Origin of the sequence: Amycolatopsis samaneae, assembly GCF_039541975.1 — a bacterium.
GTDB classification, from domain to species: Bacteria; Actinomycetota; Actinomycetes; order Mycobacteriales; family Pseudonocardiaceae; genus Amycolatopsis; species Amycolatopsis samaneae.
The window spans coordinates 41,611-62,804 of record NZ_BAABHG010000029.1; the positions used below are offsets into that span (position 1 = coordinate 41,611).

Annotated in this window: 21 protein-coding genes and 1 pseudogene; 13 read left to right on the top strand and 9 right to left on the bottom strand. The window is 71.4% G+C overall.

Annotated features, from left to right (window positions below; genetic code table 11):
* Positions 1-9 precede the first annotated feature (9 nt).
* Entirely contained in the window at positions 10-624 is a 615-nt protein-coding gene (locus ABD987_RS43205; protein ID WP_345408591.1) for a TetR/AcrR family transcriptional regulator, read from the bottom strand.
* A 60-nt stretch (positions 625-684) separates the two neighbouring features.
* Between ABD987_RS43205 and ABD987_RS43210 the strand changes: the two genes are divergently transcribed.
* Complete coding sequence (locus tag ABD987_RS43210; protein WP_345408593.1) at positions 685-924, top strand: hypothetical protein; 240 nt, start codon at positions 685-687, stop codon at positions 922-924.
* Positions 925-938: 14 nt separating this feature from the next.
* Here ABD987_RS43210 and ABD987_RS43215 read toward each other — a convergent pair whose 3' ends face one another.
* Positions 939-1,871: a zinc-dependent alcohol dehydrogenase gene (locus tag ABD987_RS43215; RefSeq protein WP_345408595.1), complete on the bottom strand. Its 933-nt coding sequence runs from the start codon at positions 1,869-1,871 to the stop codon at positions 939-941.
* Positions 1,872-1,955: 84 nt separating this feature from the next.
* On the opposite strand from ABD987_RS43215, the gene ABD987_RS43220 reads away from it, so the two are divergent.
* Positions 1,956-2,726: a TetR/AcrR family transcriptional regulator gene (locus ABD987_RS43220; protein ID WP_345408597.1), complete on the top strand. Its 771-nt coding sequence runs from the start codon at positions 1,956-1,958 to the stop codon at positions 2,724-2,726.
* A gap of 9 nt (positions 2,727-2,735) precedes the next feature.
* Here the strand turns inward: ABD987_RS43220 and ABD987_RS43225 are convergent, their stop codons facing one another.
* The 4 genes from ABD987_RS43225 to araD form a co-directional block, all read right to left on the bottom strand.
* Positions 2,736-3,437, bottom strand: coding sequence for a dienelactone hydrolase family protein (locus ABD987_RS43225; protein WP_345408599.1), 702 nt, complete (start codon positions 3,435-3,437; stop codon positions 2,736-2,738).
* Positions 3,434-4,333, bottom strand: a complete 900-nt coding sequence (locus ABD987_RS43230; RefSeq protein WP_345408600.1) for an arginase family protein — start codon at positions 4,331-4,333, stop codon at positions 3,434-3,436. Before ABD987_RS43230 ends, ABD987_RS43225 begins: the two co-directional genes overlap by 4 nt.
* Positions 4,334-4,370: 37 nt before the next feature.
* The gene (locus ABD987_RS43235; RefSeq protein ID WP_345408602.1) at positions 4,371-6,176 is read right to left on the bottom strand and encodes a VanW family protein; all 1,806 of its coding nucleotides are present in this window, start codon (positions 6,174-6,176) and stop codon (positions 4,371-4,373) included.
* A gap of 124 nt (positions 6,177-6,300) precedes the next feature.
* Positions 6,301-8,019, bottom strand: coding sequence for an L-arabinonate dehydratase (araD, locus tag ABD987_RS43240; protein WP_345408604.1), 1,719 nt, complete (start codon positions 8,017-8,019; stop codon positions 6,301-6,303).
* Positions 8,020-8,123: 104 nt separating this feature from the next.
* Between araD and ABD987_RS43245 the strand changes: the two genes are divergently transcribed.
* Genes ABD987_RS43245 through ABD987_RS43255 form a run of 3 tightly spaced genes read left to right on the top strand, consistent with a single transcriptional unit; the run spans position 8,124 to position 10,287 of the window.
* Positions 8,124-8,780, top strand: a complete 657-nt coding sequence (locus tag ABD987_RS43245; protein WP_345408634.1) for a GntR family transcriptional regulator — start codon at positions 8,124-8,126, stop codon at positions 8,778-8,780.
* A 1-nt stretch (position 8,781) separates the two neighbouring features.
* A complete protein-coding gene (locus tag ABD987_RS43250; protein ID WP_345408606.1) occupies positions 8,782-9,285 on the top strand; it encodes a metallophosphoesterase family protein in 504 nt (167 codons plus the stop codon).
* 18 nt (positions 9,286-9,303) lie between these two features.
* Positions 9,304-10,287, top strand: coding sequence for a PHP domain-containing protein (locus ABD987_RS43255; protein WP_345408608.1), 984 nt, complete (start codon positions 9,304-9,306; stop codon positions 10,285-10,287).
* Between the two features lie 708 nt (positions 10,288-10,995).
* Here the strand turns inward: ABD987_RS43255 and ABD987_RS43260 are convergent.
* The 3 genes from ABD987_RS43260 to ABD987_RS43270 all read right to left on the bottom strand — a co-directional run bounded on the left by ABD987_RS43260 (position 10,996) and on the right by ABD987_RS43270 (position 13,428).
* Positions 10,996-11,676: a L,D-transpeptidase family protein gene (locus ABD987_RS43260; protein WP_345408610.1), complete on the bottom strand. Its 681-nt coding sequence runs from the start codon at positions 11,674-11,676 to the stop codon at positions 10,996-10,998.
* 79 nt (positions 11,677-11,755) lie between these two features.
* Positions 11,756-12,613 carry a chitosanase gene (locus ABD987_RS43265; RefSeq protein ID WP_345408612.1) on the bottom strand — a complete coding sequence of 286 codons (858 nt, stop codon included), beginning with the start codon at positions 12,611-12,613 and terminating at the stop codon, positions 11,756-11,758.
* Positions 12,614-12,822: 209 nt separating this feature from the next.
* Entirely contained in the window at positions 12,823-13,428 is a 606-nt protein-coding gene (locus tag ABD987_RS43270) for a TetR/AcrR family transcriptional regulator (RefSeq protein WP_345408614.1), read from the bottom strand.
* Between the two features lie 76 nt (positions 13,429-13,504).
* Between ABD987_RS43270 and ABD987_RS43275 the strand changes: the two genes are divergently transcribed.
* The 8 genes and pseudogenes from ABD987_RS43275 to ABD987_RS43310 form a co-directional block, all read left to right on the top strand.
* Entirely contained in the window at positions 13,505-14,998 is a 1,494-nt protein-coding gene (locus ABD987_RS43275; RefSeq protein WP_345408616.1) for a flavin-containing monooxygenase, read from the top strand.
* Positions 14,979-15,851, top strand: coding sequence for an SDR family oxidoreductase (locus ABD987_RS43280; RefSeq protein WP_345408618.1), 873 nt, complete (start codon positions 14,979-14,981; stop codon positions 15,849-15,851). The genes ABD987_RS43275 and ABD987_RS43280 overlap by 20 nt, the downstream gene beginning before the upstream one ends.
* 160 nt (positions 15,852-16,011) lie before the next feature.
* On the top strand, positions 16,012-17,463 hold the full coding sequence (locus ABD987_RS43285; RefSeq protein ID WP_345408620.1) for an APC family permease: 1,452 nt from the start codon (positions 16,012-16,014) through the stop codon (positions 17,461-17,463).
* Positions 17,460-18,035, top strand: coding sequence for a GNAT family N-acetyltransferase (locus ABD987_RS43290; RefSeq protein ID WP_345408622.1), 576 nt, complete (start codon positions 17,460-17,462; stop codon positions 18,033-18,035). The genes ABD987_RS43285 and ABD987_RS43290 overlap by 4 nt, the downstream gene beginning before the upstream one ends.
* Before the next feature lie 54 nt (positions 18,036-18,089).
* Positions 18,090-18,407, top strand: coding sequence for a hypothetical protein (locus ABD987_RS43295; RefSeq protein WP_345408624.1), 318 nt, complete (start codon positions 18,090-18,092; stop codon positions 18,405-18,407).
* A 42-nt stretch (positions 18,408-18,449) separates the two neighbouring features.
* Positions 18,450-19,628, top strand: a complete 1,179-nt coding sequence (locus ABD987_RS43300; RefSeq protein ID WP_345408626.1) for a cation:proton antiporter — start codon at positions 18,450-18,452, stop codon at positions 19,626-19,628.
* A 13-nt stretch (positions 19,629-19,641) separates the two neighbouring features.
* Positions 19,642-20,805, top strand: coding sequence for an alpha-hydroxy-acid oxidizing protein (locus ABD987_RS43305; protein ID WP_345408628.1), 1,164 nt, complete (start codon positions 19,642-19,644; stop codon positions 20,803-20,805).
* Positions 20,806-21,028: 223 nt separating this feature from the next.
* Positions 21,029-21,194 (top strand): annotated as a pseudogene (locus tag ABD987_RS43310) (IS5/IS1182 family transposase); the annotation flags it as partial.

Here is a 21,194-nt window from a genome sequence, read left to right on the forward strand (position 1 = left end):
CCGGGAGTTTCATCGGCTCCGGGGAGGGTGCGCGGGTGGCGGGAACACCGTGCCCAGCACATGGGTGTGAATGGCGGCGGGGTCGGCCGCCGGGGCGATCGTCTGGCGCAGGGCGAGGCCGATGCCCAGCGCGCCGAGCATGACGACCGCCTGGTGCAGTGGCATCGCCGGGGCGAGGCGCAGGCGCCGGGAATGCTCGGCGAGCAGGGCGACGACCTGATCGTCGTGCCGGTGCTGGATGGCGGCGACACGGGCGGCGATCTCGGGCTGCTGCGCCGTCGCGGCGAGCACCTCCCCGGCCGTCGCACTCCACTTCGCCGCCTCTTCGTCCGCCGGGTCGGCGGGGGCCAGCGCCGCGATCACCTCCTCGCGGGTGGTGGCGCGGGCGAGGGCGTCCCGCAGGTCCCGGAGGTGGGTGTCCGCGCCGGCTTCGATGATCGCCAGCCACAGCCCTTCCTTGCCGCCGAAGTGTTTGTAGACCGCGCCGCGGGTGTAGCCGGCCTCGGCCGCGATCTCCTCGACGGTCGCCGCGAGGAAGCCGCGGCGCAGGAACACCTGGCGTCCGGCGCCCAGCAGGTGTTCGTGGGTGCGCTGCTGCTGCTCGGCGCGTGTCAGCCGGGTCATCGCCCCTCATTCAGTAACGGAGTGTTTCTGGAAACACGATGTTACTGTACCGTCGGGCCCATGGAGTTCCTGGCACCCGTGGCCGCGTTCCTCAGTCTGCCCCTCTTTCTGGCCGGGTTCGCGTGGTACGCCGTGCGGGCCCGCCGCTGCGGCAGCGGCCAGTCCCTCATGGCGCCGTTCGAGGAGATCTGGGACCCGATCGCGCACCACACGAACATCGAGATCCGGATCGAGGCCGAACGGCAGCCGGAGACGCCCTCGCCCGGTGACCCGCCCGTGCCGCGCGACGGAGTCCGGTGAGCCGGGCGGCGCGGTCAGGGGTGGAGGACGACCTTGATGGCTCCGGAGGCGCGGTCGCCTGCCACACGGAAGGCCTCCGCGGCGTCGTCGAGCGGGAAGCGGTGGGTGATCACCGTCTTGGCGATCTCGGGGTCGCCGGCGAGCATCGCCGCGGCCTGTCCGGTGTCGCGTTCGCCGTCGTGCCTGCTGTAGGCGATGGAGTGGAGGTAGCTGAGTTCCTTGACCAGGCTGGCGATGCCCGGGACGGGCGCGGTCTGCTGGTAGACGCCCAGTAGTACGACGCGACCGCCGGCGCGGGCCAGTTCGGCGCACCGGGCCAGACCGGCCTCGCTGCCCGCGGCGTCGATGACGACGTCGTAACCGCCCCTCGCCGAGCCGAGGCCGAGGCGCTCCGCCGCGATCCGCTGGTGGTCGTGGCGTACCTCGATATCGACCTCGAAACCGCGCTGCCGGGCCGAGGCCGCGGCCAGCAGCCCGATGCTGCCGCCGCCGACGATCGCCACCCGTTCCCCTGGCACGAGCGCCGCGGTGCGCACACCGTGCCAGGCCACCGCCGCCGGTTCGACGAGGCACGCGTCGCGCACGTCCAGACCGGCCGGGAGCGGGACGAGCATGTCTTCGGCGACGGTGACGGCGTCACACATCCCGCCGTCCCGGAAGATCCCCAGCGTTCCGTGCTCCGGCGCGGCGCACCGCTGGACGTGACCGGTGCGGCACTGGTCGCACTCTCCACAGTAGACAGTGGGTTCGACGGCGTAGACCGTGCCGTCGGCGGCGGTGCCGGCGAACTCGTGTCCATAGGTGTAGCCCTGGACGCCGCCGAGCGCGAAGTTCACGTCGGTCCCGCAGATGCCCGCCGAGGCGATGGTGAGGCGAACCCCGGGTGCTTCCGGTTCTTCGACCTCGGTCACGAGGATGCCCGAATCGGTGTTTCGGATGGCGCGCATGGTGGTTTCTCACTCCTGTCGTTATGCGAACGCCGTTAGCTTAGTCTAAGTGAGAGTTGTTCGCATAGCGGTTACCCTTGGCCGGTGCGTGAACCGATGACGACAGCCGGGGCAGGCGATCCGCCGCCGGAGAGCGGACCGGGAACGAGGCCGGGCTCGGCGGCTTGGTGGCTTGCCAGGGAGCAGGAACCCGCGCGGCCGCGGCGGCGCCGGTCGCTGACCCTCGAAGCGATCCTCGACGCGTCAATGACTCTGCTCGACACTCGCGGGGCGGCGGCGCTGACGATGCGCAACCTCGCCGAGGCGCTCGGCTGCACGCAGGCGTCGCTCTACCGCCACGTGCGCAACCGCGATGAGCTGGTGACGCTGCTCGTCGACCGGGCCCTCGGGGTGGCGAGCGCGGCTCCGCCCGAGGGCACGGACTGGGCCGGGAAGGCGGCGTGGTCCGCGCGCCTGTTCCGCGCCCACCTGCTCCGGCACCCCGGCGTGGCCTCGTTGCTTCGCGGCACCGAGCGGCTCGGCCCGAATTCGCTGGCCGGGATGGAGTACGCCCTCGGCCTGTTCGTCGGTGCCGGTCTCAGCCCCCGGCTCGCGGCCGCCGCGGCGTCGTCACTGGCCACCTTCGTGATCGGCTCGGTGCGGTTCAACCTCGGCCTGGACGCGTCGGATTCCGAGGAGAGCCGGCATCGGCGCCTGCTGTACCGCTCGCGCGACGCCACGGCCCTTCCCCTGCTCGTCCGGCACGCCGATGTCCTCGCGGAGGTCGGGAGCGATGACGAGTTCGAAGTCGGCCTCACCGCGTTGCTGACCGGATTCCGGGTCCTGATCGAGCAGGAGGGCGGCGCGCGCGACTGACCGGCGTCGCTACACCGGCAGGGTTCGGCGCAGGAAGGCCGTGGTCAGCTCCCAGGCCCTGGCGGCGGCTTCGGGGTGGTGGAACATCGGGGCGACGTGGTTGTGGAAGGCGTGCCCGGCGTCTTCCTGGACGTGGATTTCCGCGCCGGGGTGCGCGGCGACCGCCGCTTCGACCTTCCGGACCTCCTCTCTCGGGATGTAGGGGTCCTGACCGCCGAAGTGGAACTGGACGGGGCAGGTGATCCGGCCCAGCTCGCCGAGCCGAGCGGGCACCGTCGAGCCGTAGAAGGACACCGCGACGTCGGGATCGGCCCGCGCGGCGGCGGTGAACGCCAGCGCCCCGCCGAGGCAGAACCCGAACACCCCGGCCCGCCCGCCGGTCTCCGGCAGCGCGCGGAGGTGGGCCAGCGCGGCGAGCACGTCCGTGACGCCCCGTTCCGGATCGAACTGGCCCGCGACCTCCATCGAGGCGGCGACCCCGGCTTCGTCGTGTGCCGAGGACCAGCCGGGGGCGAAGCGCCAGAACAGTTCCGGCACGGCGACGACGTAGCCGAGCGCGGCGAGGTCGGCCGCGACCGAGGCCAGGTAGCCGTCGAGACCGAAGATCTCCTGGATCAGCACGATCCCCGGCCCCCGGCCGGATCCGGGCAGCCAGAGCGGCAGGCCGACGGTGCCGTCGGCGAGCGTGAGCCGGTCGGTGCGGGTGTTCACGAGCCGCTCCCTGACCGGAAATCGGCGAACGCGCGGGCGAGGACCTCGTGCACGAGGCGGGCCTGGGCACCGTCGGGGTCGAGGTCGGGATCGAACACGGTCAGCTCGAACCCGGCCGCGCCGGGCAGTGCGAACAGACCGCGCAGCAAGGAAACGAGCGCGTCCGGGTCGAGGCCGCCGGGATCGGGACTGTCCACTGCGGACACGTACTTCGGGTCGAGCACGTCGATGTCCACGTGTACCCAGAAGCCGTCGAGGCCCTCGAAGGTCTCCCGTGCCGCGCGGATCGCCTCGCCGACGCCCCCGGCCGTGATCGATTCGCTGGAGACGGCCCGGATGCCGGCCGTGCGGAGGTTGCCGGATTCGCGCTCCCGTACGCCGAGCACGACCACGTCCTCGTCCCGCACGTACGGGCGCAGCCCGTCGAGGTCGGCCAGCTCCGGCGCGCCCCGGCCGGTCATGATCGCGAGGTCCTCACCGGCCGCGGCGCCGACGTGCGGGGCGTTCTCCAGGCTCCGGAAATCGTCGTGCCCGTCGAGGTAGGCGATGCCGTACCGGCCCTCGCGGCGCAGCGCCAGCGCCGCGCCGAGCGCGATCGAGCAGTCCCCGCCCAGCACGACGGGGAAACCGCCGCCCGCGCGGATCTTCGCCAGCCGGGCGGCCAGCGCGCGGGTGTAGGAGGCGATCCCGGCGGAGTTGCGCACGCCGTCCCCCGGCGCCCAGGTGGACAGGTATCTCCCCGGCGTCACCACTCCGGCGTCGGTGGCGCCGAGCGTGGCCAGGATCCCGAGGTCCCGCAGGACCCCGGGTGTCTTGTAGCAGCCCGGTACCGCGCCGTCGGCCGGTGGGCGCAGGCCCAGGTTCGACGGCGCGTCGAGCACGACGAGATCGGTCATGCGGCCACCGTAGCGGCGACCACCGACAGTTCCGGTGCTACGGCGCGGAGCAGGTGATCTTCGGTGACGGGTCGTACTTCACGGTCCGGGTGGAACGGCTGACCTCGCGGCCGGACGCGGCGTCCTTGAGCACGCGGGTGTCGCTGGTGGTGAACCCGACCCCGCCCGCGGACGGGTGGCAGTTCTGCTTGGGCCCTGCCCGCTCGAACGGCGGAGTCTCGTTGCTGCGCCCGCCCGGGATCGATTCGACCGTGTATCGCTTGGTGCCCCACAGTTTCACCGTGATCGAGGACGGCGTCCAGATGGTCTGGATGGCCACGCCGTTCGGGCTGTCGTTGGTGAACTTCAGGTCGATCACGCTGGAACCGTCGTGGTTCTGGAACACCGTGGCCTCGCGCCCGGCCGGGTAACGGCTGATGTAGTAGCTGTGTTCCTTGTGCCCGGCGTCCTTCATGCCCGAGAAGTACGACGCGTTGTACAGCGTGGTCGCGAACTGGGAGATGCCGCCGCCGACCTCGCGCGCGGGAGCGCCGTTCTCGATCACGCCCGCCTCGACGTAGCCCTGCGGCGTGCCGCGCGGGCCGGTGTAGCCGTTGAGGCTGAAGGTCTCGCCCGGTTTCACGATGGCGCCGTTGACCTTCTCGGCGACCACGCGGATGTTGACGCCGGAGTCGGTGGCGAAACCGTTGGTGGTGAACTCGCCGATGACCTCCTTCACGCCGAGCTGGTTGGCCTGGTCGGTGGTCACCTTCGCCGGGGAGTTCTTGTACAGCGCGGCGAGTTCGCGGTTCTCGGCGCGCTTGAGGACGTCCGGCAGCGGCTTGAGGCTCGGGTCCCAGTCGATGGTGCGGCCGTCCGCGGAGGGCTCGACCGCGGGCTTGCCGCCGTCGAACACGATCTCCGCGTCCTTGCCCTCCTTCTCGGTGGGCTTCAGCTGCGGCGCGGCGGCCGCGACGATCTTCGCGTTGTCGACCTTCGGGTTCAGCATGCCGCCTTCGCCCGGTTCGAACGTGATCGCCGACGCGATGGCCTCCGGCTTGACCGTGGCGTCCTTGCCCTCGCCCTTGACCACCACCGGCGAGGCGACCGCCGGTGTCGCGAACGTGTCGAGCGCGGCCTGCACACCCTGTGCCGTGGTGCGCACCGGCTTGGTGGTCACCGGGAGGTTCATCGTCTGGCCGCTCGCCCAGTGCGTGAGGATCTGCTGCGAGGCGGCGGGCACGTCGAGCTGCTGGCCCGGCTTCGGCATGACCGCGACGGGTTTCGCGCCCTCGAACCGGACGGTGCCCTCGGCCGACTCGCGGTCCACGCGGCCGCGCAGGTCCTCCAGCGCGGCGCCCAGCCTGCCCTCGTCCGCGTGCGTGACGACGCCGACCTCCCGGCTGGTGAACAGCGAAGCGATCCGGGAGAACGGGTTCAGCGGCTGGTCGCCCGCCTGGTCGAGGGTGGCGGGCCAGTCCAGGCGCAGCCCGGCGACGGTCGGCGACAGCGTCGACTGGACGTCACCGGCGCTGATCGCGAACGGCCGGGTCAGCCGCGGTTCGATCGTGCCGCGCAGCTGCTGTTCGGCCTGCTTGCGGTCCAGGCCGCCGACGTCGACCCCGGCCACGGTGACACCGCGGGGGACACTGCCCTGGCTGGCGATCAGGTCGATGGCGTAGACGACCACGCACAGGCCGAGCAGCCCACCGGCGATCCAGCCGGCCCGGCGCAGGCCGGGACGCCGCCGCCGCGAACCGGCGGCCGGGGCGTCCGCGCCGGGCTCGGCCCGTTCGGGCATGACCACGGGGAGAACGTCCGTCTGCTCGCCGTGGGATTCCGGCCAGCGTGGTTCCTGCGGCAACTTTCCACCCTCCAGCCCGGCGCCGGGGTTGCGCCGCTGACGCGATCACGATAACGGGCGTTCGGACAACCCTGACGACTCGCCCGTACGGGGGACAAAACGGTCACCCTTGCGGGTGGCCCTATTACCGCGGGTCAGGTTCGGGGTTCCGGCCGGGACGGGCGAGGAAATCGAAGTCACATCCTTCGTCCGCCTGGGTCACGTGCTGCGCGTAGAGCGCCCCGTAGCCTCGCTCGTATCGCGTGGCGGGCGGCGTCCACGCAGCTCGGCGCCGGATCAGCTCGGCATCGTCCACGTCGAGCCGCAGTGCCCGCGCGGGGACGTCGAGGGTGATCCGGTCGCCGTCGCGGACCAGTGCGAGCGGTCCGCCCGCGGCCGATTCGGGCGCCACGTGCAACACACACGCTCCGTAGCTGGTGCCACTCATTCGTGCATCGGAAATCCGGACCATGTCGCGCACCCCCTCGGCCAGCAGCCGGTCGGGGATCGGGAGCATCCCGTACTCGGGCATTCCCGGCCCGCCGAGCGGCCCCGAACCCCGCAGCACCAGCACGGAATCCGCGGTGATGCCCAGTGCCGGATCGTTGATCCGCCGCCGGAGGTCGGCGTGGTTCTCGAAGACGACGGCGGGGCCGGTGTGGGTGAGCAGCCGGGCCTCGGCGGCGATGTGCTTGATCACCGCGCCGGAGGGCGCCAGGTTCCCGCGCAGCACCGCGATCCCGCCCTCGGGGGCGATCGGGTCGTCCAGCGGCCGGATGACGTCGTCGTTGTGCACCCGCGCGGTCTCCAGCGTCTCGCCGAGGGTGCGGCCGCTGACGGTGACGCGCTCGGGGTGCAGCAGGCCGGTCAGCCGCGAGAGCAGGCCGGGCAGCCCGCCCGCGTAGTAGAAGTCCTCCATCAGCCACGCGCCGCCGGGCCGGATGTTCGCCAGCACCGGCACCCGGCGCGCGATCGCGTCGAAGTCCGCCAGGCTCAGCGGAATCCCGCTGCGACCCGCCATCGCGATCAGGTGAATCACGGCGTTGGTCGACCCGCCCAGCGCGAGCACGGTGGTGACCGCGTCGGCGTACGCGCGTTCGTCGAGCACACGGCCGATCGTCAGGTCCTCCCACACCAGCTCGACGATCCGGGCACCGCTCGCCGCGGCCATCCGGTGGTGCGCGGAGTCGACGGCCGGGATGGACGCCGCGCCGGGCAGGGTCAGCCCGAGCACCTCGGCGGCCGAGGTCATCGTGGACGCGGTGCCCATCGTCATGCAGTGTCCCGGCGAGCGGGCGAGGCCGCGTTCGAGTTCGGACAGCTCCTGCTCGCCGATGAGCCCGGCGCGGCGGTCGTCCCAGTACCGCCACATGTCGGTGCCGCTGCCGAGGACCTCGTCGCGCCAGTGCCCGCGCAGCATCGGCCCGGCGGGGACGAAGATCGTCGGGAGCCCGGCGCTCGCCGCCCCCATGAGCAGCGCCGGGGTGGTCTTGTCGCAGCCCCCCATGAGCACCGCGCCGTCGATCGGGTAGGAGCGCAGGATCTCCTCGGTCTCCATCGCCAGGAGGTTGCGGTAGAGCATCGGGGTCGGTTTCTGGTAGGTCTCCGACAGTGTCGCGACCGGGAACTCCAGCGGGAAGCCGCCCGCCTGCCACACCCCGCGTTTGACCTGTTCGGCGCGCTCGCGCAGGTGCAGGTGACAGGGGTTGACGTCGCTCCAGGTGTTGAGGATCCCGATCACCGGTTTGCCGAGGTGTTCGCCGGGGCCGTAGCCGAGCTGCCGGGCGCGGGCGCGATGGCTGAAGCCGCGCAGGTCGTCTCCGCCGAACCAGCGGTGGCTGCGCAGTTCCTCCGGAGTCTTCATGTCCGGTACGATATCTGATATATGAGGCGTGTCGCACAACGTCGTCACAGCCCGGCTGGGTAGATTGACCGGAGCTGCGAATGCCTGCCGATGCGGAGTGGTCGATGCCCCCGACGTTCAGCCTGCCGGCCTCCCGGACCGAGGTGGTCCTGGAGGAGATCCGGCGTGGCATCCTCAACCAGGAGTTCGAGCCGGGGCAGCCGTTGGTCGAGGCCGAGCTCGCGCAGCGGCTGGGCGTCTCCAAGACCCCGGTGCGCGAGGCGCTGAAGGTCCTGTCGAACTCCGGGCTCGTCACGTTCAGCCCGTACAAGGGAGCTTCGGTGAGCGTCGTCGACGCCGAGCTCGCGCGGTCGGTCTACGACGTGCGCACGGTGCTCGAACCCGAGGCGGTGCGGCGGGCGGTCGAGCGGCGCGACCCGGCGCTGTTCGAGGACGCGGCGGAGGCGCTCAAGGAGGCGTCGGCGGCGATCGCGGACAAGGACCACGCCGCGCTGAGCCTGCTCAACCGCCGGTTCCACCGCGCGCTCTACCAGGGCTGCGGCAATCCCCTGATGGTGTCGATCCTCGACGACCTGAGGGACAGGGCGGCGCTGATCAGCGTCATCGGCTGGGAGGCGAATCCCAGCTGGCGCAAGGAATGGACCGAGCACAAGGCGGTGCTCGCCGCGGCGCGGAAGGGCGACGCCGACGGCGCGGCCGAGCTGCTGCGCAAGCACGTCGGCGGCTTCCTCGACCGCGTGCTGAAGACGCTGGACGGGTGAGATGCGGCTGCTCCTGATCGCCGACACGCACCTGCCCGCGCGGGCGCGGGCGCTGCCGGAGCAGGTGTGGCGGGAGGTCGACGCCGCCGACGTCGTCGTGCACGCCGGTGACTGGGTCGACGTCGCGACGCTGGACGCGCTCGAAGCGCGGAGCGAGCGGCTGATCGCGGTGTACGGCAACAACGACGGTCCCGAACTGCGCGAGCGGCTGCCGGAGGTGGCCCGCGCGGAACTGGGCGGCCTGCGGCTCGCGGTGATCCACGAGACCGGAGCGGCGAAGGGCCGCGAGGTGCGGTGCGACGCGCTGTTCCCCGACACCGACGTGCTGGTGTTCGGGCACAGTCACATCCCGTGGGACTCGGTGGCCCCGTCCGGGCTGCGGCTGCTCAATCCCGGTTCGCCGACCGACCGGCGTCGCCAGCCGTACTGCACGTACCAGACCGCGCGGATCGCGCGGGGCCGGTTGGCCGACGTCGTGCTGCACGAGCTGCCCCGGCGGGCCTGACGGGGTAGACAGGAAGGTATGAATCCGGCGCAGGCGTTGCGGGACATCGCGTTCCACCTGGAACGCGCGGGTGAGCCGACCTATCGGGTGCGGGCGTTCCGGCAGGCGGCCGCGGTGGTCGACAAGCAGGACCCGGAGGCATTGGCCGTGCGCGCGCGGGCGGGCACGCTGACGGCGTTGCGCGGGATCGGCAAGGCGACCGCGGGCGTCATCGAGGACGTGCTGGCCGGGCGGGAACCGGCCTACCACGCGAAACTCACCGAACCCGAGCTGCCGGACGGCGGTCCGCTGCGGTCCGCCCTTCGCGGGGACTGCCACACGCATTCCGACTGGTCCGACGGCGGAAGCTCGATCGGGGAGATGGCCGCGGCCGGTCGCGCGCTCGGGCACGAGTGGATGGTCCTGACCGACCATTCGCCGCGACTGACCGTCGCGAACGGGCTGTCCGCGGAGCGGCTGCTACGTCAGATGGACGTGGTCGCCGAGGCCAACGAGGTGCTCGCGCCGTTCCGGCTGCTGCACGGGATCGAGGTCGACATCCTCGACGACGGCGCGCTGGACCAGCGGGAGGATCTGCTGGCACGGCTGGACTTCGTCGTCGCGAGCGTGCATTCGAAGCTCCGTATGCCCGCGAAGGAGATGACGCCGCGGATGCTCGCCGCGGTGGCTCATCCACGGGTGCGGGTGCTCGGGCACTGCACGGGCCGGTTGCGCTCGCGGCGGCCCGAATCGGAGTTCGACGCCGAGGCCGTGTTCGCCGCGTGCCGGGAGCACGGGGTCGCGGTGGAGATCAACTCGCGCCCGGAACGGCTGGACCCGCCGATGCGGTTGCTGCGGCTGGCCACCGACCTCGGCTGCGACTTCGCGATCGACAGCGACGCGCACGCGCCGGGCCAGCTCGACTGGCAGGTCTACGGCTGCGAACGCGCCCAGCGCGCGGGGATCGGGCCGGACCGGGTGATCAACACGCGCACCGCCGACGCCCTGCTCGACGACGCTTGAGCCCTTCCCGCTCGCCTCCGCCCTCGCCGCCGGACGTCCACAATGGACTGCCGCGCCGATGCCCGCCCGGACACACCCCCGCCCTCCCTGGGGGAGCGGCCCCGCGACAATCCTACCGCCGGGCACCGACGGAATCCGGCCACGCGGTTCGTGCGCGGGGCCGTGAAGGACCCCTCACCGGCGCTCAATGCCGGTAAGGGGTCCTTCACGGCACGGCGGCGGGGCGAACGGGCCACTCGTCGCCGCTCCGGATGTCTCGAACGGAGCGTTCGGGACGCGGGGGAGGCGTCGTGTCGCGAATGTCGCATTGGGGACGTTCAGCGTCGCGAGTGTCGCATTCGCGACATCGTCTGAGCCGAAGCCCGGGTTCCGGGCGGGGCGTTGGGGTGGCGAGTGATGTTGGTGGGCTTTCGTGGGGCACGCGGGTGCTGAAGGACGCTTTCAGTGCGTTGGCCGTGCTGAAGGACGCTTTCAGTGCGCTGAGTGCACCGAAGGCGTCCTTCAGCACACCCCCGGGCGCCAGAACTCACCACTCCCAGCGAGAAAACCTCAACGGAGCGTTCGAGACGTACAGGACGCGCCGCCGGACGCACGGGACATGAACATGCCGGACGCCTCGGGACGCGCGGGGGCCTGGCGGGTGCGCTGCCTCCGCCAGGCCGCTGCCCACGGCAGAAACTCGCCAGCCGGCGAAAGGCGCGGCCGGGGTCAGGCGACCCGGATGTCGATCACCGGATGCCGCGCCGGGTCGAGCCAGCGCATCACGGCGTCCAGGTCGTCACTGGGGATGGCCACGCAGCCCGCGGTCGGCTTCCCGGCCGACACGTGCAGGAAGAAGGCCGATCCCCTGCCCGGCACGGCGGGGTGGCGGTTGTAGTCGATCACCGTCGCGTGGTTGTACACCGGGCCCGCTTCGCCGAGGTCCTCGCCGGCGGACTCGTCGAACGGGCAGGTGCCCGGCGCGCACCGGTAGTGGGTGTTGTAGTACGGCGACCGGACGTCCGAGACCCACCAGTCCGAGGTGGTGACCTGCCGGTAGGGGAGCCGGGTGCCGTTGTCCGGCTGGATGCCGAAGGCCTCGGTCAGCGTCCACACCCCGGCCGGCGTGTGCGACGTCGATTCGCTCGCCTGGCCGATCCCGTCGGTGCCGACGTACGCGGTCACCGGGCCCAGCACCCGCACCCAGTGCCCGCGCACGCGTTGCCACGCGGTCAGGTGCGCGGTGGTGGCGTTGGGAGACGAGGCGACGACGCTGACCAGCTGGCCCGGTGCGTGCTGATGTCCCTGCGTCGCGGGGTCCGCCGCGGCCCGGCCCGGGACGACAGCCGCGGCGAGGGAGGCCGCGCCGAGTGCCGCGAGGGCGAGGGGCAGCAGGGGACTCTTGACCATGCCGCGATCCTAAGCCAAGAAACCCCGGACGTCGCCGAAAGCCCGTGGGGCGGGCAGGTGCCCGCCCCACGACGGCGGGTCACTTGATCTCGTAAGGATCCCCGTAGACCTTCCAGCTCAGCGGGGTGTGCAGATCGAGGTTGTCCTCGTTGAGGAACTTCAGCTGCTCGGTGTCCACCCGGGAGGTGTCGGCGTGCGCCTCCTCCTTCTTCATGACCACCTTGCGGGCCTCGAAGAACGCCTTGAGGTACGTTTTCTCGTCACCACCCTGTGATGGCGGCTTCGCCTGCTTCAGCGCGGCTTCCCGGATTCCGCCGAAACTGTCGGAACTGGTTCCCGGTCCGTGCATGACGATGGCGTCGTAATAGGCGAACTGGCCCAGCGCGCCGAGCTTGTCGGACTTCCCCTGGTTCACCGCGGGGTCGAAATAGACACGGTCGCGTTCACCGTTCTGCGCGTTCTGGAACTCCTTGGTCCCGGCGGCCTGTTTCCACGCGTTTTCGAACGGCGCGCCCAGGCCGTCGTGCGACGGGGTGCCGTTGACCTTCCGCAGTGCCGGGAGGAACTTGGCGAGCGGGTTGTCCGGGACCGACTTCGTGTAGGCCTCGACGAGGTCGAGCATGTCGCCGGTGCCCGAACAGAAGCCGATGATCCCGGCGGTGTAACCCCGGCCGTCGCCGATGTCCTCGATGTACTTGTACTGCGCCTTCCAGTCCAGCGAGGAGTTTTCCGCGCTGGACACCAGCTGCATCGCGATTTCCTTCTTTTCCGGCGAGGCGAGGTCGCCGCCGGAACCGAACGGTGAAGCGCTTTGCGTGGCGGCCGGTGACGGGGCCGCGAAGGCGGCGCTCGACAACGCCGGGGTGGCGATCGCGACGGCGAGAATCGAGGTGAGTCCGAGCGCGCGGACGACAGACGGCCGCATCGTCTTGTGCATGACGTGGATACCCTTCCACACAATTGCCGTGAGCGGTCACGGCAATTTCCGACAAGGCGTCCGGCGCCCCGTTCCGCGGGACGACCTCGTGGCCACCGGAAACGACGCGCCGGTCTAGCTGCGGCGTGGCGCCACGATAACGAGGTGCTCACCCACGACACAAGAGGGTGGTGGGTTTTTTACATACGTGAACAACGCGCGTCGCGAAGTTACGCCGTTCCGGTGTCGCCGGTCCCCGCGAACAGCCGGATCACGTCGGGCAGGACCGACACCGGGATCGTCGGGTCGATCGCGCGCTGCACGCCGAGTCCGATGCCGAGCGACAGCAGCGCGGTCGCCGCGTCCGCCGCCGACATCGGCAGCGTGATGCCCAGCCGTTCGGAGAACCCGGTGAGCAGCCCGGCGATGGTGTCGCGCATGGCCTTGTCCCGCGCGGCGAGTTCGGCGCGGATCCGCGGGTCGCGCCGGGCGCCGACGGCGAACTCGACCTCCAGTGACGTCCACGCCTCGTCGCCGATGCTGTGCTCGGCCCAGGCCTGGAACCCGGCGAGCAGCCCCTCCAGGCCCTCGGCGTCGACCAGTGCCTTGGCGACCATCGCCACCTGCTCGTCGTGGATCCGGTCGAGCACGGCGAGGCACAGCTCGTCCTTGTTCCGGAAGTTGGAGTAGACCGCGCCCTTCGAGTATCCCGCCTCGTCGGCCACCTTCTCCAGCGAGGTCACCGCGTAGCCGTCGCGCAGGAACAGCTCCTTCGCGGTGGCGAGGAGCTGTTCGCGGGTACGCGCCTGGCTTTCGGCTCGGGTCAGTCGGGGCACGGGTGCCACTGTAGTGAACGGTCACCCGGCGTAATACATCTACCGGCAGTATTGAGATACTGTTAGTATCCGAAACATGGAACGCCACTTCGAAGCCCTCGTCATCGGTGCCGGGGCGTCCGGGCTCGGCGCCGCCGTCCGGCTCGGCCAGGCCGGGATCGACGACTACGCGGTGCTGGAGAAAGCCGGGGATCTCGGTGGAACCTGGCGCGACAACACCTATCCCGGGTGCGCCTGTGACGTCCCGTCCGCGCTGTACTCCTACTCCTTCGCGCCCAACCCCGAGTGGACCCGCGCGTTCGCGAAACAGCCGGAGATCCGCGCCTACCTGCGGGGGACCGCCGCGCGCTTCGGCGTCACCGAGCGTATCCACTACGACACCGAGGTGACGCGCGCGCAGTGGAACGAGCGCGACGCTCGCTGGGAACTGGAGACGACACAGGGCCCGTACACCGCCCGCGTCCTCGTCGCGGGTACCGGGCCGTGGCACGAACCGCTCGTCCCGGATCTGCCGGGACTCGACGGCTTCCCCGGCGAGACCTTCCACTCCGCGCGCTGGAACCACGACTACGACCTCACCGGTAAGCGGGTGGCGGTGATCGGCTCCGGCGCGTCGGCGGTGCAGTTCGTTCCCGAGATCGCCGGGAAGGTGGCGCGGCTGCACCTGTTCCAGCGCACCGCGCAGTGGGTGCTGCCGAAGCCGGATCACTACGTCCCGGGGGTGGAACGCCTGCTGCTGCGTCGTTTTCCCGCGCTCCAGCGTGCGCTGCGCTCGGCGGAGTACGCCGCGATGGAGGGGCTCGGCGTCGGGTTCCGGCATCCGTGGCTGCTGCGGCAGGTCCAGCGGATCGGCCTCGCGCACCTGCGGATGACCGTGCGGGATCCCGTGCTGCGCAAGGCGCTGACGCCGGACTACACGCTCGGCTGCAAACGCCTGCTGATGTCGAACACCTACTACCGCGCGCTCACGAAGTCCACTGTGGACGTCCACCCGACGGCGGTGCGGGAGATCGACGGGAACCGCGTGCTCGGCGCCGACGGATCCGTCGCCGAGGTCGACGCGATCATCTTCGGCACCGGGTTCCACATCCTCGACATGCCGGTGTCCGCGCGCGTGTTCGACGCCGGCGGCCGCAGCCTCGACGACCACTGGCGGGGCAGCCCGCAGGCCTACCGCGGCACCACCGTCGCCGGATTCCCCAACCTCTACCTGCTGCTCGGCCCGAGCCTCGGTACCGGGCACTCGTCGGCGTTCATGATCCTCGAAGCCCAGCTGCGGCACGCGGTCGAGGCGATCACGCGGACGCTGCGCGGCGGCTGGGCGAGCCTGGCGGTCCGGCCGGAGGCGCAGGCGGCCTTCAACGCCGAGGTGCAGGCCGCGCTGCCGGGCACGGTCTACCAGTCGGGTGGCTGCTCCAGCTACTACACCGATGCCAACGGGCGCAACAGTTTCAGCTGGCCGTTCTCCACCGGGCGGCTCCGGTCCGAGGTCGGCGCGTTCACCGAGGCCGACTACCTGGTTTCCCAGCCCAGCACCGAAAGGACCTCCGATGCGACCACCGTTCGGTAGCCGGTACCCCGCCATCCCGTTGCGTGGCGCGGTCGTCGCGATCACCGGTGCCGGGCGGGGGATCGGCCGCGCCACGGCGGCGGCCTTCGCCGCGCGCGGCGCCACGGTCTGCCTCGGCGATCTGGACACGGCCGTCGCGCAGGAGGCGGCGCGGGAGATCGGCGGTGCGGCGCGGGCCTTTCCGCTCGACGTCACCGTCCGCGAGTCCTTCGCCGCGTTCGTCGCCGCGGTGACCGAGGAGTGCGGCCCGATCGACGTGCTGGTCAACAACGCCGGGGTGATGCCGCTCGGCGACTTCGTCGAGGAACCGGACGCGCTGAGCCGCACCACCCTTGACGTCAACGTGTGGGGCCCGATCCACGGGATGCGGCTGGTGCTGCCGGGCATGATCGCGGCGGGACGCGGCCACGTCGTCACCATCGCCTCGATGGCGGGGAAGATCCCGATCCCGGGGATGGCGGTGTACAACGCGAGCAAGTTCGCCGTGGTCGGGCTGACCGCCGCGGTGCGCCGCGAGTACGCCGACACCGGCGTCAGCGTCAGCGCGGTCCTGCCCAGCGCGGTCCGTACCGGCCTCGCCTCGGGGGTCCCGCTCGGCGGCGGGCTCCCGACGGTCGATCCGGAGGACATCGCCGCCGCCGTGCTGGACAGCTGCCGGACGCGGCGCGCGGAGATCCCGGTGCCGCGCTATCTCGGCGGCTGGGACCTGCTCGACGCCCTCACCCCCGAGCGCGTGATGTCGTTCGCGCGCACGCTCGTCGGGGACAACCGCGCGCTGACATCGCTCGATCCGGAGGCTCGGGCGGACTACACCCGCCGGGTCTCCGGTCAGGTCACCCGCCGGACGTCGTGAGCCGAAGGGAGGCATTCTCCCGGCGGACGCGAGGAAAATCCCCCTTCACACCCGATCGGCCGTTCCGGCTCCTGGTACCGGCGGCCTAGTCTGTGGAGCGCTGTCAGGATCGCGGACGCCGGGGGCAGGTCGTGCAGCGGATTCCAGTGCCGGGAAACCCGTGACGGGCGGGCGCCCGCGCGGGCTCGGGAACCAGGGGCTCGGCGTCGCCCAGGTCGTGTTCTTCGTTGTCGCCGCGGCCGGTCCGCTCTACGCGATCGCGGGCGGTGTTTCCACGACGTACGCGGTCACCGGGAGCGTCGGGGTGCCGCTTTCGTTCCTCGTGCTGGCACCGGTGCTGGCGTTGTTCGCGGTGGGCTACGCCGCGATGAGCCGCTATGTGACCAACGCCGGCGCGTTCTATCCGTATGTGGCGAACGGGATCGGCCGGGCGAGCGGCACCGCGATCGCCTTCGTCTCCCTGGTCGCCTACAACGCGATCCAGATCAGTGTCTACGGCTTGTTCGGCTGGTCGGTGTCGAACTGGCTCGCGACGAGGTTCGGGCCGGTGCTCCCGTGGTGGCCGACGGCGCTCGTGACGGCGGTGCTCGTCGGGGTGCTCGGCGTGCTCCGCGTCGACGTCAACGCGAAGGTGCTCGGGGTCGCGCTGTGCCTGGAGGTGGCGGTCGTCGCGGTGATCGACGTCGTGCTGTTCGCCCATCCGGCGGGCGGGCACGCGTCGTTCGCCTCGCTCGAACCCGCCACCCTGTTCACCGTCGGTGCCGGGGCGGTGTTCGCGTTCTCGGTGGCGGTGTTCACCGGTTTCGAGGGCGCGGCGACCTACGGCGAGGAGTGCCGGGACCCGCGCCGCACCGTCGGGCGGGCCACGCACATCGCGATCTGGCTGACCGCGGTGCTGTACTTCGTGTCGTCGCTGGCGATGTCGGTGGGCGCCGGTCCGGACGGGGTGGTGGCAGGCAGCCGGGCGGAGGGACCCGCGCTGCTGTTCGGCCTGAGCGCGCACCACGCCGGCGCGCTCTTCGCCGATGTCGCGTACTTCCTGTTCATGACGAGCCAGTGCGCCGGGCTGCTGAGCTTCCACAACGCGGTGGCGCGGTACTTCTTCGCGCTGGGCAGGGAAGGGCTGCTGCCCGCGGCGCTGAGCCGGACGGGCCGGACCGGGGCGCCGGTCGGCGGCTCGCTGGCGCAGACCGCGCTCGCGCTGGTCGTGATCGCGGTGTTCGCGATCGCCGGTGGTGATCCGGTCACCCAGCTGTTCGCCTGGCTCGGCGTGACCGCGTCGACGGGGGTGGTGCTCGTCATGATCGCGGTTTCGCTCGCGGTCATCGGGTTCTTCCGGCGACGGACGGAGGTGGAGACGGCCTGGCGGCGCTGGGTCGCCCCTCTTCTCGCGGCGCTGGCGCTGACCGCGATCCTGGTGCACTTCGACCTGCTGCTCGGCGAAGCGGGCACGACACCGCTGCGGTGGGCCCTGCCGGGGCTGCTTCTGGTGGCGGGGCTGGCCGGGTTCGGCAGGGCCGCGGTGCTGCGTGCCCGCCGTCCGGACCGCTACGCGCGGATCGGCGGGCCGGTGGCGCCCGGCGAACCGGAACAACCTCGGGAGGGGCGATGAGCGAACCCGGTTTCCGTCCGGCCGAACCGTCCGAAGTGGACACCCTGGTCGAGGTGCTGACGGCGGCCTTCCACGACGACCCGGTCGACCGGTGGATCTTCCCCGATCCCGGCCGGCGGCGCCGCGCGCATCCGACGTTCTACGCGGTGCTCGCCGAGGCCGCGTTCGCCGGGGGCCGGATCGACGTCAGCGACGACCTCGCCGCGCTCGTGCTGTGGCTTCCCGGTGGCGACGAGGGCCTGCTGGACGGCTTCGCCGCGCTGGAGGAGTCCGAACAGGACCGGCTGGAGGCCGTCTTCGCGCTGCTGGGGGAGCACATCCCGGCCCGGCCGGGCTACTGGCAGGCCCAGTTCGCGGCGGTACGCCCGGATCGGCAGCGGCAGGGCCTCGGCGGCGGGCTCTTCCGGTACGGGCTCGACCGCCACGACGCGGCGGGGTCGCCCACCTACCTGGTGGCCAGCTCACCCGGCAGCGCGCGGCTGTACCGGCGCCTCGGGTACCGCGAACTCGGCGCGGCGTTCCGGCTTCCCGGTGGCTCGCCGCTGCGGCCGATGTGGCGCGATCCGTCCTGAGGTCCACTGTGGACGTTCGGGATAGATATTAAAGGACTGGTAAAGTAGCTCGCGATGACCGTGATCTGTGCCGCCGCGCCGCGGCACCGGTCCATCCTGCTCCTGCTGATCGCGGCCTTCTTCCTCTTCGCCGACGCCACTCCCGAACTGCCGGACGGACCCGGCGGCGCGGCGGGCAAGAGCGCGGTTTTCACCGCTCAGGCCGTGTCGCACGCCGTCGCGGCGCATCCGGTCCCGCCCGTCGACGTGCCGCGCGAGGTGGTCGTTCCGGCGGACCGCGACGGCTTCGGTGAACCGCGCGTCCAGCGCGCGCCCGTCGTCGTGCGGCGTCCCGCGCACGCCGCCGAGGCACGCGCGCCTCCCACGGCCTAGTACGCGTCTTCATCCCGTACTCAGCCGTACTCGGAGGTTTATATGAGTTCCGGTCATGCCCTGCTGGCCGTGGGCGGCGCGTTCCTCGCCGCAGGAGTGCTCGCGAGAGCCGGCGCCCGCATCGGGCTGCCCACCATTCCCCTGTTCATGCTGGCCGGGATCCTGCTCGGCCCGCACACCCCCGGACTGTCCCTTGTGGACGACCCGGGCGAGCTGGCCGTGCTGTCCGGTCTCGGCCTGGTCTTCCTGTTGTTCTACCTCGGCCTCGAATTCTCCCTCGACGACCTGGCGAAGGGCGGCCGGAAGCTGGTCGGCGCCGGGCTCGGGTACCTCGCGCTCAACATCGGCGGCGGGCTCGCCTTCGGTTTCGCGCTCGGCTGGGGCACGCGCGAGGCGCTTGTGATCGCCGGCGTGATCGGCATCTCGTCCTCGGCGATCGTCACCAAGCTGCTGCTGGAGACCCGGCGGATGAACAACCCCGAGTCCCGGCTGATCATGGGCGTCATCGTGCTCGAGGACCTGTTCCTCGCGCTGTATCTGGCGATCCTCCAGCCGGTGCTCAACCGCGCCGAGGGGTTCGGCCCGGCGCTGCTCGACTTCGCGAAGGCGTTCGGGTTCCTGCTCGTGCTGGCCGCGCTCGCGCGCTGGGGCGGGCGGCTCGTGTCGAGGTTCTTCGGCTCCGCGGACGACGAACTGCTGACGGTGTGCTTCGTCGGTGTCGCGGTGCTGGGCGCGGCGGTCGCGGACGAGGTCGGGGTGTCCGACGCCATCGGCGCGTTCATGGTCGGCGTGATGCTCGCGGGGTCGAAGGTCGCGCCCCGCGTGCACAAGCTGGTGCTGCCGTTGCGGGACGCCTTCGGCGCGTTGTTCTTCTTCATTTTCGGGCTGAGCATCGATCCCGGCGAGGTCGGCACGGTGGTCGTCCCGGTGCTCCTGGCCGTGGCGCTGACCATCGTGCTCAACCTGGCGGCGGGCGCGTTCGCCGCGCGGCTGCACTCGTTCGGCCGGGAGGCCGCGGTGACCATCGCGCTCACCGTGCTCACCCGCGGGGAGTTCTCCCTGGTGCTCGCCTCCCTCGCGACGGCGGCGGGGCTCGACGGGCGGATCGCGCCGTTCGTCGCGGGCTACGTGTTGCTACTCGCCGTGATCGGGCCACTCGCTGTCACCCGATCGGCGAGACTCACCTGGTTGCTACCGGCGGGTACAGTGCGGGCCGGATGACGAGGAGACCCAGGTGAACGAACGGTTCGGCGGCTACCAGAACGAGATCTACCTGCACGGACTCGGCGGTGCCTACCCGCCCTGCTCCACCGACGCCACGAAGCTGGAGGCCTCGGCACAGCAGGTACTCGGGGCCGGGCCGTTCTCCTACGTGGCCGGTGCCGCCGGCTCGGGCGCGACCGCGCGGGCCAACCGCGCGGCGTTCGACCGCTGGCGCCTGGTGCCGAGGATGCTCACCGGTGCGACCGAGCGGGACCTGTCCACCACGCTGTTCGGCACCCGGCTGCCCGCGCCGCTGCTCGTCGCCCCGGTCGGGGTCCAGTCGATCGTGCACGCCGAGGCCGAGTCGGCCAGCGCCAGGGCCGCGGCCTCGGTCGGCCTGCCGTACATCCTCTCGACGGCGTCGTCGACGAGCATCGAGGACGTCGCGGCTGCCAACGGCGACGGGCAGCGCTGGTTCCAGCTGTACTGGCCGAGCGACTCCGACGTCTGCGCGAGCATCCTGGCGCGGGCGAAGAGCGCCGGGTTCAGCACGCTCGTGGTGACACTCGACACGTGGACGCTGGCCTGGCGGCCCAGCGATCTCGACCAGGGGTACCTGCCGTTCCTGCACGGCGAGGGGATGGCGATCCCGTTCAGCGACCCGGTGTTCCGCGGCATGCTGGAGAAGACGCCGGAGGAGGACATGCCAGCGGCGGTGCTGCGGTGGATCGGGATGGTGACCGGCACCGACCGCACCTGGGACCGGCTGCCGTTCCTGCGCGAGCACTGGGACGGCCCGATCGTCCTCAAAGGAATCCAGCACGTGGACGACGCGCGCCGCGCGGTGGAGGCGGGCATGGACGGCATCGTGGTGTCCAACCACGGCGGCCGCCAGGTCGATGGCGCGATCGCCGCGCTGGATGCGCTGCCCGGCATCGTGGCGGCGGTGGGTGACCGGATCGAGGTGCTGTTCGACTCGGGCGTCCGCACCGGTGCCGACTTCGCGAAGGCGTTGGCGCTCGGCGCGAAGGCGGTGCTGCTCGGGCGGCCGTGGGTGTACGGGCTGGCGCACGCCGGAGAGGCCGGAGTCCGGCACGTGCTGCGCAGCCTGCTGGCCGAGCTGGACCTGACGATGGCGCTGTCGGGCCATCACGTGCTCGCCGACCTCGGCCCGGATTCGCTCGCCCACACCTGACCGCTGCTCGCCTCTGATCGCTCGCCCCGGTCCCGCTGCGCCCCAATGTGGCGTTCGCTGCGTCAGACGCACCCAATGTGGCGTTCGGTGCGTTGAGCGCACCCAATGCCACATTGAGGTTTTCTCAGTAAGGGTGTGGGGGTCGGCGTGTTGGTCTGGGTAGGCGGAAAGCCCCTGCTAGGACTGGATTTCTTGACGATCTAGTCCGAAGCGGGGGCTTTCCGTGATTACCTATACTGCCACGTTGGATGTGTCCGAGGACCTGGCCCACTACCTCGCCAGGCTGCTGCACGCCGAGCGCGTCCGGCGCGGCACCCGCAGGGGACGGCGGGCGTTGACCCTGTTCGTCCACGCCGTGCTGGTGCTGCGCTGGTTCCGCGACGCCACCC

Excerpts from the sequence above, each read along its gene's own strand:
- ABD987_RS43205 (WP_345408591.1), bottom strand. The coding sequence starts at position 624 with ATGACCCGGCTGACACGCGCCGAGCAGCAGCAGCGCACCCACGAACAC.
- ABD987_RS43210 (WP_345408593.1), top strand. The coding sequence starts at position 685 with ATGGAGTTCCTGGCACCCGTGGCCGCGTTCCTCAGTCTGCCCCTCTTT.
- ABD987_RS43215 (WP_345408595.1), bottom strand. The coding sequence starts at position 1,871 with ATGCGCGCCATCCGAAACACCGATTCGGGCATCCTCGTGACCGAGGTC.
- ABD987_RS43230 (WP_345408600.1), bottom strand. The coding sequence starts at position 4,333 with ATGACCGATCTCGTCGTGCTCGACGCGCCGTCGAACCTGGGCCTGCGC.
- araD (WP_345408604.1), bottom strand. The coding sequence starts at position 8,019 with ATGAAGACTCCGGAGGAACTGCGCAGCCACCGCTGGTTCGGCGGAGAC.
- ABD987_RS43245 (WP_345408634.1), top strand. The coding sequence starts at position 8,124 with ATGCCCCCGACGTTCAGCCTGCCGGCCTCCCGGACCGAGGTGGTCCTG.
- ABD987_RS43250 (WP_345408606.1), top strand. The coding sequence starts at position 8,782 with ATGCGGCTGCTCCTGATCGCCGACACGCACCTGCCCGCGCGGGCGCGG.
- ABD987_RS43255 (WP_345408608.1), top strand. The coding sequence starts at position 9,304 with ATGAATCCGGCGCAGGCGTTGCGGGACATCGCGTTCCACCTGGAACGC.
- ABD987_RS43260 (WP_345408610.1), bottom strand. The coding sequence starts at position 11,676 with ATGGTCAAGAGTCCCCTGCTGCCCCTCGCCCTCGCGGCACTCGGCGCG.
- ABD987_RS43265 (WP_345408612.1), bottom strand. The coding sequence starts at position 12,613 with ATGCACAAGACGATGCGGCCGTCTGTCGTCCGCGCGCTCGGACTCACC.
- ABD987_RS43275 (WP_345408616.1), top strand. The coding sequence starts at position 13,505 with ATGGAACGCCACTTCGAAGCCCTCGTCATCGGTGCCGGGGCGTCCGGG.
- ABD987_RS43280 (WP_345408618.1), top strand. The coding sequence starts at position 14,979 with ATGCGACCACCGTTCGGTAGCCGGTACCCCGCCATCCCGTTGCGTGGC.
- ABD987_RS43290 (WP_345408622.1), top strand. The coding sequence starts at position 17,460 with ATGAGCGAACCCGGTTTCCGTCCGGCCGAACCGTCCGAAGTGGACACC.
- ABD987_RS43295 (WP_345408624.1), top strand. The coding sequence starts at position 18,090 with ATGACCGTGATCTGTGCCGCCGCGCCGCGGCACCGGTCCATCCTGCTC.
- ABD987_RS43300 (WP_345408626.1), top strand. The coding sequence starts at position 18,450 with ATGAGTTCCGGTCATGCCCTGCTGGCCGTGGGCGGCGCGTTCCTCGCC.